Here is an 18824-nt window from a genome sequence, read left to right on the forward strand (position 1 = left end):
AATCCAGGCACCTGTAAGAATGATTTTAAACAGCTGAAGAGCAATATCTATTTTTTTATAGCTGAAAGCAAAACAGGTAATACCAACAGCAGAAGGGGAAGTGCAAAAATCATCCCCCCAATTACAGCAATTGCCAAAGGCTGGTGCAGCTGCGCTCCTGCTCCAAATCCCAGAGCAAGCGGGGCAAGCGCCATAATTGCGGCAAAAGCTGTCATTAATTTTGGCCTCAACCGGGCAGCAATGGCGTACTCTATTTTTTCCCTGTGACTTTTTTCTTCTTTTACTTCCTGGTATTGACGATAGGTGAAAATTGAATTTTCCCCTATAATCCCCACAATCATAATTATTCCTGTATAACTTCCAACATTTAAAGGTGTTCCGGTAACATAAAGGCTTAAAAGGCAGCCAGCAACCCCCATAATCGCAATGGACACCATAGAAAATGCCACCCTTATACTCTTGAACAGAAATAGCATAACCAGGAACACGAGAAGAATGGCAGAAATTAAAATTAACAGTAATTCATGAAAAGCCTGTTGCTGCTCTTTATAAGAACCCGCATAAACTACATGGTACCCAGATGGCAGGCTTATATTTTTGGAAATCATCTTTTGGATATCGCCTAAAGTAGAGCCAAGATCCCGGTTATCCAGCCGGGCAGTGATTACTCCCATAGATTTTAAATTTTCCCGGTTAATCTGTGCAACACCTTTTTGAATTTTAACCTCAGCAAGGTTACTAATGGAGGTTACAGAACCATTGGGTAACATTACCTGAAAATTCTTTAAATCATGAATAGTATTATGGTAGGTGTTGGGATACATCATCCTAATATTGAGAACCTGTTCATTATCCATTACCGTGCTTACTACCAAGCCTCCAATTCTTGTTTCCAACTGCAGCTGAAGCTCTGAAGCTGACAGTGCGAACCTTGCGAGCTGATCTTTTTTTGGCTCAACAGATATGGCCGGACCTGAAACAACAATCCCGTTATTTACATCTGCAGTTCCTTTTACTCCTTCAACCTGCTCAGCAATTTCTTTAGAAAGTTCCTGTAGTTTATCCACATTATCCCCAAAAACTTTAATTTCAACCGGCTGAGCAGAACTCATAAGATCACCCAGCATATCCCCTATCACCTGCCCAAAATCTACATCAAGCTGCGGCAGCACAGCTTCTATTTTTTGTCTTATCTCATCTGCCACTTCCATAGTAGATTTATCACGTGTATCCTTTAACTTTATAAGATAGTCTCCGCTATTAGGCTCAGTGATAAAAAAACCCAATTCTGTACCCAACCGTCCCGAATAGGCTTCTACTTCAGGTTGTTGCATCAGAATTTTATTTACAACTTCTAACATGCGGGCAGTTTCTGTAAGAGTGGTACCTCCGGGACTGCGATAATCCATTACAAGACTCCCTTCGTCCATTTCGGGTAAGAATCCAGATGGAAGCCTGGAAGGAATTATAATAATGATGCCAATGCAAAAAACGGCGAAGAGAATTGCTATAGCCGGTGCACCAAGTACTTTATGAATCCACCTGGTATTGGTTTCATACTTATGCTTGGGCGGCTTTCCTCTTGAAAAAGCCACTGCCAAAACCGGAACAATTAACCAGGTCACAAAAAATGAGGCGGCCAAAGCAATGATCATGCTGTAGGCCATAACCTTAAAATAGGCACCCGCAACTCCAGTCATTAAAATAAAAGGAATAAAAATCACTATTGTACTAAGGGATGATCCAACCATTGCGGGGAACAGATGGCGAACAGCCTGCCGGGAGGACCATTGCATAGATTTGCCCTGCTGTTCTTCCCTGATTTTATGTATTTGTTCAATTACAATTACCACATCATCTATCATTAAACCTATAGCCGCGGCAATTGCCCCAAGGGTCATAATATTGAAAGTATATCCTATGGCATCCATTACCATTAGACTTAGGGCGAGACTTACCGGGATGCTTATCACTATCACCAAACTGGAAGAAAAAGAACGTAAAAATATTATCACTACAAGAATTGCAAGAACAAGGCCTATCCACAGCACGTCCTTAATACTTTTAATGCTGGAATTCACAAAATCTGCCTGCTTGTAAAAAGGTACCAGTTTTACATTTTTAGGCAGAAACTTCGCTACTTCCCGTATCTTTTCTTCAATATTATTGTTAACCTCAATAAGGTTGGCATCGGGTTGTTTAATTACTGCGAGTAGAGGTACATTTTTACCGTTTGCCAACACTTTTACATATTCCTTTGCCTCATTAACTTTAATTTCGGCAATATCCTGTAGCTTAATCATCCGGCCGGGAGTGGTTTTTACTACAATATCTCTTAAATCATCCAGATTTTCTACTGCATTGTTGGTAAGGCTTAGATACATCCTGTTGTAATCTGTAAGATATCCGTTGGATTGAAGAATATTGGAACGATCTACCGCATCCTTTACCGTTTTTAGGGTTATTCCCAGGTTTTGTATGACTTCAGGCTTTAATACAATTTCAAACTCTTTATCTTTTCCTCCTATCACCACAATATCAGAAACACCACTGGTAGACAGTAAAAAAGGTTTGATCTGGTATTTGGCAATTTTCTTCAGTTCTGCCTGGGACAGGCTTCCGTCATCTTCCACAGAGTATCCCATTACGGGAAGAATGGAAGGATTGATTTTTTCTACCGTAAATGTTGTATTGGGCAGGATCTCATCTTTAGATTTCTGGATATAAGATTCTATCTGGGCTTTGGCGGTGTTCATATCCATATCCCAATCTAAGAATACCGAAATTTCGCAACTACCACGTGAGGTTGTACTTCTTATATAGCTTAAACCTTCAGTGCGCCTTATGATATTTTCCAGGGGAATGGTGACGGTAGTCATCATTTTATCTACCGGTTGCTGTCCCGCATCAGCAATTACTTTTATTTTTGGAAAAGTAATATTTGGGAACAATCCGGTTTGCATTTGCCTGTAGCTAAAAATACCGCCTGCCAGCAACAATACTCCCAGAACCAGTATTGGATATTTATATTGTGAATGAAACTTTCTCATTTATCTATAATCCTAACGCGGGTAGAATCCTGCATTTGATATCCTCCTTCAGTAATTACACGATCATTAACCTGAAGCTCCCCGGAAGCTACCTGTATTAAAGAATCATTTTCTAAAAGAGGGGTAACCCTCTTCTTTATAGCCAGAGAATCATTCACCATTTTTAATACCCAAAAACGGGTAAGCAATTCATTGGTTTGCAAGGCCTCTTTTGGTATCACTAAAGCGTTTTGCGCATGTTTAGAAATTATATGTACCTGTACATTAAGATTTTGAGGCAGGCTCCTGTTATTTAAATTTACCAGAAAATGCTGCGCCTGGCCTATAGAATCGGTACTGGTAAGCCTGCTGCTAATACTCGCATTTATAACCGGAAGACCCTGAACAAAAATTTCACAGGGCATGCCTAGCACAATTTTCTGAGCATATTCATATGGAATGCTTACCAAAACCTCCAGCGTGCTGGGCCTGGAAATGGTGGCCAGTACTTCTCCTTCTGAAACATAATCATCAGCAATAACATTTAAACTGGTTATGATCCCGGTGGTATTACTGTTTATATATAACGGGCTTGTAAATTGAGCCAGGCTGCTGTCAATACTAACCGCATCCTTAAGCGCGTCCTGTTCTTTTGTACGAATAGATGCAAATGCCTGCCCTTTTTCAATTATATCCCCCCGCCCATAAGGCATCCAGGAAACATAACCGGTAACATTTGCCTTAATATCTTCCTGCTTCTCATATTTAGTCACTCCGTTAAAAGTGATGTATTCACTCATATCCCTTCGCGCTACCGCCACCGCTTTTACCTGCACGGGAGGAATAGCTTCCTCAAATCCGGTTGATTTTTTTTTACAAGAGAAAAGGGCCGTACACACAAGCAAGATGATACACCTGTTAACGTTTTTATTTTTCATCATTTACCAGTTTGTGGCGTTATATTCATTCTCAAGGAGCCAAAGATTAATTTTCATCTGCAGCCTGGTTTCCAAATTCATTTTATAATCATCAACTACCTTTAGATAATCTATAACAGATACCTGTCCCTGCACCATTTTACCTTTATAGATTTCCAGGATTTGCTGCTGTTTTCTCAATTGAGCCTCCATGAGATCCATTGCGGTTTTAACAGATGCCATTTGTTCTTCCAGGCCATGCAGGGTGTTCTGGATTTTTATACTGTTATTTTCTTTCTGGTATTGCAAATTATCCAGCTTCATCTTGTTTTGCAGTTGTTTTATTTTTCTCTGGCCGCCATCATAAATTGGAACACTTAGTTTTAATCCTACGCTAAATCCGAAATTATAAGGAATGCTCTCCACTTCTACCGCATTAAGCCCTGTACTGCCATAAGCAATTAATTGAGGCTTATATTTATCCTCAAAAACCCGCTGCTCCGCAATTAACTGGAGACTATCATTTTTATATTTTCTTTGGTAGGCATAAGAGGTATCAGGAGAAACGGTACTGGTAGGTTTTACAAAATCGGGAATCTGGCTTTTGCTAAAATTAAGCTGATTTTTTCCATAGTTCACCACTTCAGCGGGAGTAGGAATACCATCCGCAGGAGCCGGTATACCTGATGCTATTATAAGTTCAGGTTCTAAAAGTTTTGCCGGCCTTTCTGCATTTATTCCAACAAAATTATAAAGGGATAGCAAGTTGGCATTTAAACTGTTTTCTGTTTGCTGAAGCTCAAGCTTCCTGCTCTGGATTTCCAGCTGAAGCAACAGGTAATCACTCTGCATCAAAATTCCCTTTTTCACCAGAAGCGCCACAACTTTTAACCTATTTTCCAGTCCTGCAATCATGTCTCTGGTGAGCTCTTCTTTTACCTGTAGATGATAAACACTGATGTAAGCATCGGTGACATTCTTTTGTAACTGGTGTTGAATTTCTCCTTTAGACAGTAGTAAAGATTTATTATTCAACTTGTTCTGAAACAGTAGGTTTTGCATTTTCGCCCGGTTAAAAATTTCCCGGGTAATATTTAATTGCGCCGAGTAGAGTGCACCGTTACTTACAGGTTCAGCATAACCATATGCTTTTGGAGAAGGGTTGGTAGAAATATCTATAAACTTTCCATAGTTATCAAAATATGGTGCTACCATAAGATCTGAGGTCACCTCTACCTGAAAATTATTTTGTGCAGTTAACAGTTTATTATCATAGCGCCCCAGCTCCTGTAGATTTCTGTTTTGCAACAAAGCAGGGTTATGTTTCTGCGCAGCATCCAGGAAGTAATTAATAGAATTGTTTTGGCAGAAACATTTTTGGCAGGAGGAGAGTAATAGAAAAAAGATTACTAATAATTTCACCAGTATATTTTAATTCAAAGCTAGTGCGCTATTCTAACGTATTTCTAAAGAGAAGAAAGACTTGGCGACTTCAGCTAAATGAGGTAAAACAAAAAAATCTTACAAGGCGTGATGCAGTCCCTGGCCATTATGAGAATAGCTCCCAATAGGCTTCAGTAAGACTATTAAATAATCTTTTAAATTTAAATAGCAGGAACAGTTATCTTTTAGGAGAGAAATTTATTTGAAAAACATGCTGTCCCCTGTGGTGCTTCGCATTTTTTTCAGTCTTAAAAATATAGGCAGGCACAAAATCATAATAATCACAAATCTTTTTAACTATAGAAAGTCCCAGCCCTGTGGAATCTTTACGTTTGCTTTCCTTATAATAACGTTCAAAAACCTGGTCCGGATGATCCAGAGCTTCCTTTCCGGAATTAATTACCTTTACTTTAAAATCCTTAAGGATTACTAAAACAGGGTCCTCTTTGGTATTGTGTTTTACCGCATTGGACAATAAATTGGTACAAAGTACCATTGCCAGGGACCTGTCCATTTCTACATAAATTTCATCCTCAGATTTTAGCTGAATTTCTACGTTAGAGAGTTCTTTAAAATTTTCAATTATCACTTTAAAGACTTCCGCGATCGATATCCTTTCATTAGCGGTGAACTGATTATTATCTATCCTGGCCAACAGGATCAACTTTTTATTAAGCTGCTTTAACCTGGCAATATCTGCTTGTAAAGATGAAAATTCATGAAACTGCGACTCGCTTATGTTTAAATCATTGATAAGCGTATCAATCTTAGCCTGCATTATGGCTAACGGAGTCTGCATTTCATGGGAAACATCTTCGGTAAATTGTTTTAGGTTTAGATAATCTGCCTGAATTTTGGTGGTAAGGAGTTCTAATTCTCTGTTAAGTTCATGAAACTCTAGAATTTCTGAATTTTCTAATTGTAACGATTTACCGGATTTAAGCGAAAATTTCTTAAGCCTTTCAAGATTCAGAAAAAATGGCCTCCAAAGCTTTTTGTTTCGGGATTTATTCAGATAAAATAACAATACAAATGCAAGCAAAATGATGCTTAAAAAAGTGAGTACTATGGCAGAGAGGATATCTTCAGACTCTATAATCATAGCCCTTACGGTAATTTTGTATAAGGTCCCGTTTATTCTTCTTGTACCGGAAAGTTGTCTAAAAAGTTCAATCTCATCTTGTGAGGGATCATAAATAAGAGTATCCTTTAACTTTTCTCCCTCTTCCCTTTCTACTTCTTTTACCTGCAAAATTGATTCAAAATCTACAAAATGACCTTCTTTTGCCAGGATTCTTTCAATACGCGCCTTGTTAGAATACAATTCTTCTTTTATCTCGTTTTCCAGCAAGGTTTTGGTATAGAAATACAGGAGAATACCAGAAAGCAACAATAGTACCACACTGGTACTCAGGAAGGTCATGGAAGCCTTTGTTAAGAGCGGTTTTTTCTTGGAATTATTAATGATGTTAACAAGATATAAATTTATAACCGCTGCCATACGCGGTTTGAATATATTTAGCTCCTTCTTTGGTTAGCTTTTTCCTCAGGTTATTAATATGTACATAGATAAAATCAAAATTATCCAGGAGATCACTGTCATCTCCCCACAAATGTTCCGCAATAATTGCTTTAGAAAGCACCCTTCCCTGGTTGGTAATAAAGAACAGTAAAAGATCATACTCCTTACGGGTAAGAGCGATTGGCTTGTCATTAACAAAGGCACTGCGTGCCTTGGTATCCAGGCATATTTCATTAAAGACAATGGCATCTGTCCCTCCAAATTTTCCCCGGCGCAATACTGCTTTAATCCGGGAATTTAATTCTGCAAGATAAAATGGTTTGGTGATGTAATCATCTGCACCCAGGTCTAGTCCCTCAAGCTTATTACCCAATGAACTGTTGGCCGAGATAATAATAACCCCGCATTTCTTATTTTCCTTTTTTAGTTTCTTAAGCAGGTCCAGCCCGTTCCCTGTAACAAGATTGATATCCAGGATAACTATATCATATTCATACAGATCAAGTTTTTGGCAAGCTTCTAAATAATCTGATGCGGTCTCACAAATATTAGCATCGCGGCTTAAGTACTTTGCTATGGATTTTTGTAAATCTTTCTCGTCTTCAACAATAAGATATTTCATTTTACGCCACAGGATTAATCAGGTAAATGTAGTTTTATATTCTAAAGAGAAACTAAAGCGCATAAAAATTCCTTCCAAAAAAATTAGTGCTTAGAACCTGACTTCCCATAAAGCCCGCTTCAAGCCATAGGCACTAGCCGGGCCCTGTGCGTAGAAACAATCGGGCTGTCAACTTAGTCATCTAAGTTCCTGGCTGCTTTTTCTACGGCAGCAATGGTTTTATCCAAATCTTCGTAAGACAAAGCTTCGGTTATAAACCAGGTTTCAAATGCACTCGGAGCAATATAAACCCCATGCTCCAGCAAGCCGTGGAAAAATTTCTTAAACTTTCCATTAGAAGCCGCATGCGCCGCGGAAGCAAAATCCTCCACAGGTTCTTCAGCAAAATGTACCGAAATCATGGACCCTATCCTATTTATGGTGTGCTTTACCTGGTTTTCCTTCAGCACCTTTTCCATTCCCAGGTGCAAATACTCGGTTTTCTTATCTATAGATGTATAAATCTCCGGCCGCTCATTCAACTCCTGCAGCATAGCCAAACCGGCTGCCATTGCCAGCGGATTTCCACTTAAAGTACCAGCCTGGTATACAGGACCAACCGGCGCTAAATGATCCATAATTTCATTTCTTGAAGCAAAAGCGCCCACAGGCAGCCCGCCACCAATAACTTTACCAAAACACACAATATCGGCATTCACACCCAGCCGTTGCTGTACCCCACCCTGTGCCAGCCTGAAGCCGGTCATTACCTCATCAAATATCAACAAAATATCATGGGCATCGCATAATTCACGCAATCCCTGCAAAAATCCTTCTTTTGGAGGAATACAGCCCATATTGCCTGGAACCGGTTCTATAATAAGACAGGCTATTTCACCTTTATTGCTTTCCATAAGCTGTTGTACACTAGCCAGGTCATTGTACTTTGCCAGCAAGGTATCTTTGGCGGTTCCCTGGGTTACGCCGGGACTGTTGGGGGTGCCAAAGGTAACGGCCCCACTACCCGCCTGGATTAGAAAACTATCGCTGTGGCCATGGTAACAACCGGCAAATTTTATAATTTTCTCTTTTCCTTTAAAGCCCCTGGCAAGTCGCACTGCACTCATACAGGCCTCGGTGCCGGAATTCACCATCCTTATCTTATCTATATTGGGAACCATCTTTACCGCCAGCTCAGCGATTTTAGTTTCCAGTGCTGTAGGTGTTCCAAAAGAGGTGCCTTTTCTGGCCCTTTCCACCAAAGCCTCTATCACCGGCGGGTGGGCATGGCCTAAAATAAGCGGACCCCAGGAATTGATGTAATCTATTAGCTTGTTCCCGTCTTCATCAAAAATATAGGCCCCTTTGGCTTCTTTAATAAAAACAGGATCACCGCCCACTGCTTTAAAAGCGCGTACAGGAGAGTTAACTCCGCCGGGAATTACTTTTTGAGCTGAAGCGAACAATTCGCTGCTTCTTTTATAAATCATAAATATTGGTTTCTTTAATTAATGTATAACAACTGCCCAATGGAAATAGTGGTTCCATCAAGGTTATTGGAACGCTGAATTTCAGCCACCGTGGTATTATATTTTTTTGCGATGGAATATAAAGTATCTCCCTTCTGCACCACGTAGGTGGCTGTGGAAGTATTGATTCCTTCAGCAACATCTGCGTAATTTCGGGAAGGGCGGCCCAGTACTTCTTCATCAAATTTGTGCAACTGGTATTTTTCAATCAGGTCAATCAGTTTATCGGGATACCTGCGGTCTGTGGCGTAACCTGCTTTTTTTAAGCCTTTCGCCCAGCCTTTATAATCATCGGCATCCAGGGAAAATAATTCCGCATAGCGCCCTCTTTCCGCTAAAAAAAGCGAGTGGTCACGGTAAGAATATTTAGGGTCTTTATATTTCCTGAAACACTCCTGCCGGCGATCGTCATCATGGTACACCTTCGCACCTTTCCAGTCATGGCATTTAATCCCGAAGTGATTATTAGCATTCCGGGAAAGCTGTCCCCTGCCAGCGCCAGATTCCAGGATGCCCTGGGCAAGAGTTATACTCGCCGGGATTTTATATAGTTTCATCTCTTCCATCGCAATTGGAGCAAATAACTGTATATAATGCTCCACACTTACCGCATAAGTTATGGGTCCACTTCTTTCCCTCACATTATTTTCAACGCTGGCGGGCGCTTCCCTGTTGGAATTTCCCCGGGCTGCTTTCTTTTTACTTCCGCAGGAAAACAGCAAAAAACTCATCACTAATAGTAAAACCAGCTTTTTTATTTTCATATCAAACATCGATTAAGGGCAGATTTTTATTTTTCAGGCGCCTGTTCATACCGGGAATTCCCTGCAATCCCCCGGTATGTACCGCAAGTATTTGCGAATTCGTCGGGAAAGCCCCGTTTTTGATCATTGCAAAAATACCAAAAATCAATTTGCCGGTGTAAACCGGGTCCAGCAGAATATCATATTCGGCTTTAAAATGATTGATAAAGTGTATCAATTCGGCATTCACCTTAGCATAACCACCAAAATGGTAGTTAGTTATAATTTTCCAATTCTCTTTGTTCACATTCTTTTTTACTTCGGAAGCAAGAAATTCTCCTTTTAATGCTGAAAAGCCCAACACCTGCTGATGGTTTACAGAGGAATTAATAATGCCCGCCACCGTGCCACCCGTTCCAACTGAAGTGCATATATAATCAAAATTTTTATCTGCCGGGGTTAAAATCTCGCCGCAGCCTTTTATGGCTAAGGCGTTGGCACCTCCCTCCGGCAGGAGGTAAAAATCTCCAGATCCCGCTCTTAAGTCTTGAATAAAACCAGGATTTTCTTTTAATTTATAGTCTTCACGGGAAATGAATTTCAATTCCATTCCGCAGGAATTGGCAAAATTGAGCGTAGGGTTAAATTTTAAAGTTTTTGGAAGATTGATCCCAAGCTCTTCGCCCCTTATAATTCCTATGGTTTTTAGTTTAGCAATTTTTCCCGCAGCCGCGGTGGCGGCGATATGATTGGAAAATGCCCCTCCAAAAGTAAGGATTGCCTGTTTTTTCTGCTTTTTGGCTTCAGCTATATTGTACTTTAGTTTTCTGAATTTATTTCCCGAAACTTCCGGATGGAGCAAATCTTCCCGTTTCAGGTAAAGAGAAACGCCATTATCAAAAGTTTTTATAAACTGGTTTGGAACCGCGTCCATTTCAGCATTAATAAAGTTGGCCATAATGCAAAGATTAAAAAGCCGCTTTTCACTACAATGAATTACCGGAGATATTTTAGAAAAGACCAGGTTTTTCTTCGGCTTAAATAATCAAAATCCTTTTCCCGGCGATAAGCTTCCCTTTCAAAACAAATATTCCTGTACGCCTTATAAGAATTACGATACCTAAGGTAACGCCATAGGAACTCCAGCACATACCACAGATAGAAAGGAAGAATTAGCAGTTCCAGCTGTTGCCGTAAATGAATCTTCTCATGGTTTAGAAAAACATCATCATTTTTAAACCTGGCATATTTAACAATTATAAATGGATATAAGCTAAGCCCTTTAAATCCTTTTGCAAGCAAATATTTGTTCACCACCACAATCATACTTTCAAGATAAGAATTGTAATTTTGTAGTATGAATTTTTCACGGAAAAAAATACCTTTGGAAGGAGGAGATTACTATATTACCCCTGAAGGTTATAAATGTTTTACAGAGCAGTATCATTTAAAAAGAGGTTATTGCTGCGAAAGTGGTTGCCGCCATTGCCCTTATGGTTATAATAAAAAAACCAACCTGCAGTAATAAATAAAGTTATAAATTGGGCAATAATCTCATTGTTTTCAAGAATGGGAAAAAGGAGAAGCACAGAAAGGAGGATGTATTCGGCATGATTATTGATTTTTATTTTCTCTGAAGAGCGGCGTAATTAAATGGTAAGGTGCAGGTTTTACATGCTATATCATAGAAATTTATAGCTACTGAAAAAACTGAGATCATCCTGGTTTTAAGCCTTAGCATCTCCATCTGTTTAACACCCCCGCTTCTGAAGAATTAAGATTATCCAGCTTAACTTAAGCATTAAGGCCCTAATGGGCAATTAACCACAGGCCCTGCTAACCGTAAGAGACAAGAAAGGTTACAAAGGCCACTAAATTCTTAGAATATGAAAATATTAAAGTTTACACCACTGCTGTTGCTTGCCACAGTATTGTTTACTTCCTGTAGCACAGTGCAGGTAGCTTCCGATTATGATCGCGAAGCCAATTTTGGTTCTTATAATACCTATGCTTTTTTTAAGCCGGGGATTGATAAGGCAGAAATTTCAGATCTGGACAAAAAGCGCATTTTAAGGGCTATTGAACAGGAGATGAATGAGAAAGGCTTTACCAAATCTGAAAATCCCGATCTTCTGGTAAGCATCTTTACCAAAACAAATGAGAATATTAATATTTACCAGAACAATATGCCCGGCTGGGGTTATGGATGGGGATGGAGCCCGTGGTACTGGGGATCTGGCTACAATACGGTAAACCGTACCAGTGAAGGCACCTTATATATAGACCTGATTGATGCCAATGAGAAAGAACTGGTCTGGCAGGGAATGGGTACTGCTGCCCTGGCTGAAAAAGTGGACAGAAAGCAGGAAAGGATCAATGAAATCGTTGGTAAAATCCTGGTAAAATATCCTCCCGGATTAAACAATTAAAATGAATACAGCCCCTTTAACGGGGCTTTTTTTATTTTCAGGCTTGTCTGAAAATCTTCCATGTGAAACACAAATTCCTTACCTTTAGATTAAACCACAACCACACAAATTATGCTTGACCAAATTCCATCTAACGAAATCCTGGAGCGGCTGCCGGCACATCTTCAGCAATATATAAAACCCCAGAACTACGATCAATATACTGCTATTAACCAGGCGGTGTGGCGTTACGTGATGCGTAAAAATGTGGAATACTTAAGCCGGGTGGCGCATTCCTCCTACCTGGAAGGTTTAAAGAAAACCGGTATTTCCATAGATCATATTCCCAACATGTATGGGATGAACCGCATTTTAAAAGAAATTGGCTGGGCTGCGGTTGCCGTAGACGGTTTTATTCCGCCGGCTGCTTTTATGGAGTTTCAGGCTTTTAATGTACTGGTAATAGCCAGTGATATCCGCCAGCTGGAACATATAGAATACACCCCTGCCCCGGATATTATTCATGAAGGTGCCGGCCACGCCCCCATTATCGCTAATCCTGAATATGCCGAATATTTGCGTAGGTTTGGTGAAATTGGCTGTAAAGCCATTTCCAGTTCCAGGGATTATGAAATGTATGAAGCCATACGCCTGCTAAGTATTTTAAAAGAGGCTGAAGACACCCCTGAAGAAGAAATTAGGGCTGCTGAAGAAAAAGTGGATTTTCTCCAGAACAACATGGGTAAAGCAAGTGAAATGGCCCAGATAAGAAATTTACATTGGTGGACGGTAGAGTATGGTTTAATAGGAACGTTGGAAAATCCTCAAATCTATGGTGCCGGCCTGCTCTCTTCTATTGGGGAAAGCACCTGGTGCATGACTCATAAAGTGAAAAAACTGCCTTACACTATTGAAGCGGTAAAGCAGGATTTCGATATCACAAAACCGCAACCCCAGTTATATGTTACGCCAGATTTTGCACATTTGAGCCTGGTACTTGAGGAATTTGCCAATTCCATGGCATTGCGAAAAGGGGGACTGGAAGGTATTCAAAAATTAATAGACTCAAAAAATATTGGCACTGTAGAACTAAGCACCGGTTTACAGATTTCAGGAGATTTTAAGGAAGTGATTTCTCATGAAAACAATCCTGTATACCTTAAAACCACTGGAGCAACAGCACTTTCTTATCGTGAAAAAGAGCTGGTGGGGCATGGTACCGCTAATCATCCCGATGGTTTTGGTTCCCCCGTTGGCAAATTAAAAGGAATCAACCTGGCTATTGAAGATATGAGCCCGAGGGACCTTAGGGCTTATGATATTTATGAAGGCGAGAGCGTGAGACTGGAGTTTGAAGGCGGAGTGGTGGTGAAGGGAGAAATTATCACCGGTACCGGAAATTTGCAGGGAAAAATCATACTTATCAGCTTTAAGAACTGTACGGTTATGTACGGTGAAAAAATACTGTTTAAACCGGAATGGGGAAAATTTGATATGGCCGTTGGCAAGGAAGTGGTTTCTGCCTTTGCAGGGCCTGCCGACAATCATTCTTTTAACCTGGTTACCCACAAAACTTCTTCTTCTACCATAAAAAATAAACAGAGCCCGGAGCGCAAGGAACTGGAGAGTTTATATGAAGCGGTAAGGAATCTCCGGGAAGGCAAAACCACTAAATTCTCGCTGCAGGCAGCCTTTGATATCTTAAAGAATTACCATCCAAAAGACTGGCTGCTTTCCGTGGAGATTTATGAACTGGCAGCTTACAAAGATCCCGCACTTGCAAAAGAAGTTCTTGAACATCTGGAAAATTTAAAAGCAAAGAAGCCCAAATTTGCCCATTTAATTGAAGACGGAATTAGCCTTACAGATTCCCAACTGGTAAGTTGACTTACATCTTAAGATTTTCCAGTTCTTCTGAAGTCTTTATAGGATTCTCATTATAGGTTAAGGTCCACCCCATAGAACTGGTAAGAATATAAATCTTTTGAAGTTCGCTTACCAGCCGGTTTTGAGCATTGGATTTTAAATTTGATCTTTCCACTTTCCGGCGGATGGATTTATTGATCTGCTCCTTTATTTTATTATAATCTGAAGCATCAAACTGGTTAAGGTAATCCTGTGTGACATCATAATATTGAATATCCGGATTAATATTTATTTCCTCCTCCGGGATCTTAAGGATGTTCACTGTTTTTTCCTCTTCATTCACCTCTACTTCCAGCTTACTCAGGTCGTAAGCTACGGTCACTTCAGCATTAACGACAATTAGTGCTTTTTTTCGGGCAGAAAATATGTCTAAATAGAACTTTTTAGAATCTTTGTAAGAATATACTTGCGAAAAACTACCTTCAGTAACCACAAGTTTGCCAACATTTCGTATTTGTTCCTGGATTAAAGAAGTATTTTCCTGTAATTTTTCCTGCTCTTTTTTTTGGTTCTGATAATAATTGTAGCCAAAGAAAACCAGCAACATCACTAAGATAACCAACAGGATTTTTTTCATTTTTTGAAATTTCGGGCAAAATACAAATAATATTCTTACGTCTAAAAACGTTCTATAAGACTTCTGAATACAGGCTTTAAGGAAGAATTGCCAACTTCTGAAAATACTAATGGACGGCCCCACCCGTCCATTAGTTTTTAAAATTCTAAAATCTACCCCAACAAATTTTAGATTACAAATTTTAAATGCTTTAGCGGGAAAGGATGCGCATCCTTTTCTATTTCACCTCCACATTTAATATCTGTAATGTAAAAATACAAATTATTTAAAACCCGAAATAAATTTGACAATTATTTTCAGTCCGGCGCATGTAATCGTCTTCTTACATTTATTCAAAATTTGATATGAGAATACCGGGACTTAAGATTATTAATATTTGCCTGTAGTTGTTTTTGAAATTTTTGATGTCCCTTTGATTTTGGGTTAAAAGATCTATGAGAAAGTCCTTTCTGAATTTTTTCAACATCCTTTATAGTTCCTTCGGCTTCTGCAGCAATCCAAACATCTTTAAACCGACTCCAAATGTAATCGATGGCAGTATTATTGGGGTGCAGCATATCTTCAGCATAAAACCTGTAGTCCCTTAATTCATCCATCATAATCTCATAACTGGGAAAATAAGAAAGTATTTTAGCCCATTCTTCATTTTGGGAAAATTCTGCAAGGCACTGCTGTACGGCCGCCAAAAGATTGGCCTTGCTCCATTGGTTTTCTACAAATCCGTCTTTTAAATGACGTACCGGCGAAATATTGAAAATTATGCAGGTATTTGGATTTAGCAGGTGAACGGAAGATAAAATCTGCAAAAGGCTTTGGCGGATCTCATCCACCATCATTAGTTGTTTTTCAAATTCCTGCTGTGGCACTTTATGGCAATTAGCAACGGTTTTATCCAGGTCTTTATGTTGGTACCCCCAGGCTGTCCCCAGGGTAATTACCACATGAGTTGCCGATTTCAAAAACTTTGCAGAGTTTCGTGATTCGGAATTCAGGCTCCTGAGCAGGTTCTTTTTATTGCTGTTGCTTAAATTGGAATGGGCTTCAAAACAATGCCAGCGTTCATTGTGCCTGAAAACATCTTCATCTTTATATTTATACCCCGAGACCAGCCGGTCCAGAAAATTTGCTATAGCCGCAGGATGAAAAAACACTCCAAAGGGGTTCCTCAGGTTCTGAAACTTATAATAATCCAGTTTATCGCCAATATTATCCACAAAGCAGGAACCCAGCATAAAAATTTTAGAGTGATAATCTATTTTTGGCTGCTGTTCTTTTAGTGGTATTATCGTTCTGAATTCCATGGTTTTTCTTTGCTTTATGCCATATATAATTGGCTTTAGGCGTTAGGCTGTAAACCTTTCACTCTTCATTTTTAAACTTCGTACTTCGTACCTCTAAATTCTTACTTCATATTTTATTCTTCATCTCTTCATTCTTTCACTTAACAAAATTTTTCGCTGCCTGTATGGCTTCATTTAAACCGTCAGGATTTTTACCGCCCGCAGTGGCGAAAAATGGCTGGCCGCCGCCACCACCCTGGATATATTTGCCGAGTTCCCGCACAATATTTCCGGCATTCAAATTTTTCTCGGCTACCAGGTTTTTGGAAATATAACAGGAAAGTAAGGCTTTACCGTTTTGCTCGGTTCCAAAGACAAGGAAGAGATTTTCCACTTCGTTATCCAGCTGGAAGGCGAGATTTTTTATTCCTCCTGCATCCAGGTCTACAATCTTTGCAAGGAAATTGATCCCATTAATTTCTTCGATTTCATCTTTAAGATCAGATTTCAAGAATTTGGCTTTATCTTTTAAAAGACTTTCCACCTGTTTCTTTAATTCTGAATTTTCCTCCTGAAGGCTGCTAATGGATTTCACAGGATCTTTTGCATTCTTCAGAAGTGATTTTACCTCTTCCATGGTTTTATCCTGTTCAGCAAAATAATCTTTCACAGCATCTCCCGTAATCGCTTCAATTCTTCGAATTCCTGAAGCTACCGCACTTTCCGCAACAATTTTAAAATACCAGATATCTGAAGTTTTTTGTACATGGGTTCCCCCGCAGAGCTCCATAGAATCCCCAAATTTTATCGCCCTTACATTATCTCCATATTTCTCTCCAAACAGGGCAATAGCACCCCGGTCCAAAGCTTCCTGATAGGTAAAGTTACGCTGCTCAAAAAGCTCAAGGTTTTCCCTGATGCGGGCATTTACAAAAGCTTCCACTTCTTCCAGTTCTTCTTTTGAAACTTTGCTGAAGTGCGAAAAATCGAACCTCAGATACCCGCTTTGCACCATAGATCCCTTTTGCTCCACATGTTTTCCAAGAATACTTCTAAGCGCCTGATGCAACAAATGCGTTGCCGTATGATTGGCAGCAGTCCTTGCTCTCTGGCCTGCATCTACCACCGCTGTAAAACTGCCTTCAGGATCTTCAGGCAGTGATTTTGCAAAGTGGATGATCTGATTGTTTTCTTTCTTAGTATCGGTGATATACGTCACATTCCCATTCGCAGCTTCCAGATATCCTTTATCTCCTACCTGGCCACCACCTTCAGGATAAAACGGGGTTTTGGTAAGGACTATTTGAAATAATTCTCCCTGCTTTTTGGTTTCCACCTTACGATATTTGGCAATTTTCACTTCGGCTTCCAAATGATCATATCCCACAAAAGCTTCACTTTCTACTGGATTAAGTTCTATCCAATCCCCTGCAGTGATTTGTGTTGCAGCACGGGACCGGTCCTTCTGTTTTTTAAGTTCGGCTTCAAATTCTTTCTCGTCCAGATTATATCCACGCTCTCTTAGAATAAGTGCGGTAAGATCAATAGGAAAACCATAAGTATCATATAGTTCAAAAGCTTTTTTTCCTGAAATCTCCTTTCCTTCAGCATCCTCAATTATATTCTCAAGCAAAATCAATCCCTGGTCTAAAGTGCGAAGAAAAGAATGCTCCTCCTCCTTGATTACATTTTCGCAGAGTTGCTTTTGAGATTTTAACTCAGGAAAGGCACCGCCCATTTGTCGGCTTAAAGTTTCCACGAGCTTATAGATAAAAGGCTCTTTGGTATCCAGAAATGTAAAGCCGTACCGGATGGCCCTTCTTAAAATCCTTCTTATTACATAGCCGGCACCGGTATTGCTGGGCAGCTGGCCATCGGCAATAGAAAAAGCAACCGCACGAACGTGGTCTGCAATTACTCTTACGGCCACATCACCTTCAGCGGAAGTACCATATTTAGTATTGGTAACCGCTTCAATTTCATGAATAAGCGGAGTAAAAACATCGGTTTCATAATTAGATTGCTTTCCCTGTAAAACCATACAAAGGCGCTCAAAGCCCATCCCGGTGTCAATATGCTTCGCCGGCAATTCTTCCAGCGAACCATCAGCTTTGCGATTATATTGCATAAAAACCAGGTTCCAGATTTCCACCACCTGCGGGTGATCTGCATTTACCAGTTCCCGCCCCGGTTTTTTAGCTTTTTCTTCTTCAGAACGGATATCTATATGGATTTCGGAACACGGCCCGCACGGCCCCTGCTCCCCCATCTCCCAAAAATTGTCTTTTTTGTTTCCGAAGATAATCCGCTCCTCCGGCACTATCGCTTTCCAGAGTTCCAAAGCCTCGGTATCCAGCTCCAGTTTATCATCATCTTTACTGCCTTCAAAAACCGAAACATAAAGGTTTTCAGGATTTATTTTATACACTTCGGTAAGCAGTTCCCAGGCCCACTGTATGGCTTCTTTTTTAAAATACCCGCCTGACCGGCCGGCAGGATCTCCAAAACTCCAGTTCCCCAGCATTTCAAACATAGTATGATGGTAGGTATCATGCCCAACCTCTTCCAAATCGTTATGCTTGCCGCTTACCCGCAAACACTTTTGGGTATCGGTGACGCGGGCATTTTTTGGCTCGGAATTCCCTAAAAAGAATTCTTTGAACTGGTTCATCCCGGCGTTTGTAAACATTAGCGTTGGATCGTCTTTAATTACCATTGGTGCAGACGGTACAATGCTATGCGATTTGGATTGAAAATATTCGAGAAATTGTTTGCGGATATCCTGTGACTTCATGAAGCTCTTTGGTTCTGGTTTTACAAAATTATGATGGGGTTAAAACAATTGCTAT

15 protein-coding genes are annotated in these 18824 nt (G+C 40.1%); 3 read left to right on the top strand and 12 right to left on the bottom strand.

Going from position 1 to position 18824, the window contains the following annotated elements; all coding sequences use genetic code 11:
• Positions 1–47: 47 nt before the first annotated feature.
• From AB8M93_RS00770 to AB8M93_RS00810, 9 genes are all read right to left on the bottom strand, one after another.
• Entirely contained in the window at positions 48–3050 is a 3003-nt protein-coding gene (locus AB8M93_RS00770; protein ID WP_373055641.1) for an efflux RND transporter permease subunit, read from the bottom strand.
• Complete coding sequence (locus tag AB8M93_RS00775; protein WP_373055642.1) at positions 3047–3970, bottom strand: efflux RND transporter periplasmic adaptor subunit; 924 nt, start codon at positions 3968–3970, stop codon at positions 3047–3049. Before AB8M93_RS00775 ends, AB8M93_RS00770 begins: the two co-directional genes overlap by 4 nt.
• Positions 3971–5368, bottom strand: coding sequence for a TolC family protein (locus AB8M93_RS00780; protein WP_373055643.1), 1398 nt, complete (start codon positions 5366–5368; stop codon positions 3971–3973).
• Positions 5369–5567: 199 nt separating this feature from the next.
• The gene (locus AB8M93_RS00785; protein WP_373055644.1) at positions 5568–6890 is read right to left on the bottom strand and encodes a sensor histidine kinase; all 1323 of its coding nucleotides are present in this window, start codon (positions 6888–6890) and stop codon (positions 5568–5570) included.
• Positions 6859–7533, bottom strand: coding sequence for a response regulator transcription factor (locus AB8M93_RS00790; protein WP_373055645.1), 675 nt, complete (start codon positions 7531–7533; stop codon positions 6859–6861). Before AB8M93_RS00790 ends, AB8M93_RS00785 begins: the two co-directional genes overlap by 32 nt.
• Positions 7534–7706: 173 nt before the next feature.
• Positions 7707–9002 carry a glutamate-1-semialdehyde 2,1-aminomutase gene (gene hemL, locus AB8M93_RS00795; protein ID WP_373055647.1) on the bottom strand — a complete coding sequence of 432 codons (1296 nt, stop codon included), beginning with the start codon at positions 9000–9002 and terminating at the stop codon, positions 7707–7709.
• 14 nt (positions 9003–9016) lie between these two features.
• A complete protein-coding gene (locus AB8M93_RS00800; RefSeq protein ID WP_373055649.1) occupies positions 9017–9805 on the bottom strand; it encodes a glucosaminidase domain-containing protein in 789 nt (262 codons plus the stop codon).
• Position 9806: 1 nt separating this feature from the next.
• Complete coding sequence (locus AB8M93_RS00805; RefSeq protein WP_373055651.1) at positions 9807–10742, bottom strand: 1-aminocyclopropane-1-carboxylate deaminase/D-cysteine desulfhydrase; 936 nt, start codon at positions 10740–10742, stop codon at positions 9807–9809.
• Between the two features lie 38 nt (positions 10743–10780).
• Complete coding sequence (locus AB8M93_RS00810; RefSeq protein ID WP_373055652.1) at positions 10781–11098, bottom strand: hypothetical protein; 318 nt, start codon at positions 11096–11098, stop codon at positions 10781–10783.
• Positions 11099–11141: 43 nt separating this feature from the next.
• Here AB8M93_RS00810 and AB8M93_RS00815 point away from each other — a divergent pair, with 43 nt between their 5' ends.
• The 3 genes from AB8M93_RS00815 to AB8M93_RS00825 all read left to right on the top strand — a co-directional run bounded on the left by AB8M93_RS00815 (position 11142) and on the right by AB8M93_RS00825 (position 14079).
• Positions 11142–11309: a C1orf53 family protein gene (locus AB8M93_RS00815; RefSeq protein ID WP_373055654.1), complete on the top strand. Its 168-nt coding sequence runs from the start codon at positions 11142–11144 to the stop codon at positions 11307–11309.
• A 361-nt stretch (positions 11310–11670) separates the two neighbouring features.
• Positions 11671–12213, top strand: a complete 543-nt coding sequence (locus AB8M93_RS00820; protein WP_373055656.1) for a DUF4136 domain-containing protein — start codon at positions 11671–11673, stop codon at positions 12211–12213.
• A gap of 111 nt (positions 12214–12324) precedes the next feature.
• The gene (locus AB8M93_RS00825; protein WP_373055658.1) at positions 12325–14079 is read left to right on the top strand and encodes an aromatic amino acid hydroxylase; all 1755 of its coding nucleotides are present in this window, start codon (positions 12325–12327) and stop codon (positions 14077–14079) included.
• Position 14080: 1 nt separating this feature from the next.
• Here AB8M93_RS00825 and AB8M93_RS00830 read toward each other — a convergent pair whose 3' ends face one another.
• From AB8M93_RS00830 to alaS, 3 genes are all read right to left on the bottom strand, one after another.
• Entirely contained in the window at positions 14081–14695 is a 615-nt protein-coding gene (locus tag AB8M93_RS00830) for a DUF4230 domain-containing protein (RefSeq protein ID WP_373055660.1), read from the bottom strand.
• 332 nt (positions 14696–15027) lie between these two features.
• Positions 15028–15996 carry a GSCFA domain-containing protein gene (locus AB8M93_RS00835; RefSeq protein ID WP_373055661.1) on the bottom strand — a complete coding sequence of 323 codons (969 nt, stop codon included), beginning with the start codon at positions 15994–15996 and terminating at the stop codon, positions 15028–15030.
• 136 nt (positions 15997–16132) lie between these two features.
• Positions 16133–18769 (bottom strand): alanine--tRNA ligase, encoded by a 2637-nt coding sequence (gene alaS, locus AB8M93_RS00840; protein WP_373055663.1) that lies wholly within the window; start codon positions 18767–18769, stop codon positions 16133–16135.
• Positions 18770–18824 lie beyond the last annotated feature (55 nt).

Origin of the sequence: Autumnicola aciditolerans (genome assembly GCF_041679265.1) — a bacterium.
Lineage (GTDB): Bacteria > Bacteroidota > Bacteroidia > Flavobacteriales > Flavobacteriaceae > Autumnicola.

Excerpts from the sequence above, each read along its gene's own strand:
- AB8M93_RS00775 (WP_373055642.1), bottom strand. The coding sequence starts at position 3,970 with ATGATGAAAAATAAAAACGTTAACAGGTGTATCATCTTGCTTGTGTGT.
- AB8M93_RS00790 (WP_373055645.1), bottom strand. The coding sequence starts at position 7,533 with ATGAAATATCTTATTGTTGAAGACGAGAAAGATTTACAAAAATCCATA.
- AB8M93_RS00815 (WP_373055654.1), top strand. The coding sequence starts at position 11,142 with ATGAATTTTTCACGGAAAAAAATACCTTTGGAAGGAGGAGATTACTAT.
- AB8M93_RS00820 (WP_373055656.1), top strand. The coding sequence starts at position 11,671 with ATGAAAATATTAAAGTTTACACCACTGCTGTTGCTTGCCACAGTATTG.
- AB8M93_RS00830 (WP_373055660.1), bottom strand. The coding sequence starts at position 14,695 with ATGAAAAAAATCCTGTTGGTTATCTTAGTGATGTTGCTGGTTTTCTTT.
- AB8M93_RS00770 (WP_373055641.1), bottom strand. The coding sequence starts at position 3,050 with ATGAGAAAGTTTCATTCACAATATAAATATCCAATACTGGTTCTGGGA.
- AB8M93_RS00785 (WP_373055644.1), bottom strand. The coding sequence starts at position 6,890 with ATGGCAGCGGTTATAAATTTATATCTTGTTAACATCATTAATAATTCC.
- AB8M93_RS00805 (WP_373055651.1), bottom strand. The coding sequence starts at position 10,742 with ATGGCCAACTTTATTAATGCTGAAATGGACGCGGTTCCAAACCAGTTT.
- hemL (WP_373055647.1), bottom strand. The coding sequence starts at position 9,002 with ATGATTTATAAAAGAAGCAGCGAATTGTTCGCTTCAGCTCAAAAAGTA.
- alaS (WP_373055663.1), bottom strand. The coding sequence starts at position 18,769 with ATGAAGTCACAGGATATCCGCAAACAATTTCTCGAATATTTTCAATCC.
- AB8M93_RS00800 (WP_373055649.1), bottom strand. The coding sequence starts at position 9,805 with ATGAAAATAAAAAAGCTGGTTTTACTATTAGTGATGAGTTTTTTGCTG.
- AB8M93_RS00825 (WP_373055658.1), top strand. The coding sequence starts at position 12,325 with ATGCTTGACCAAATTCCATCTAACGAAATCCTGGAGCGGCTGCCGGCA.
- AB8M93_RS00835 (WP_373055661.1), bottom strand. The coding sequence starts at position 15,996 with ATGGAATTCAGAACGATAATACCACTAAAAGAACAGCAGCCAAAAATA.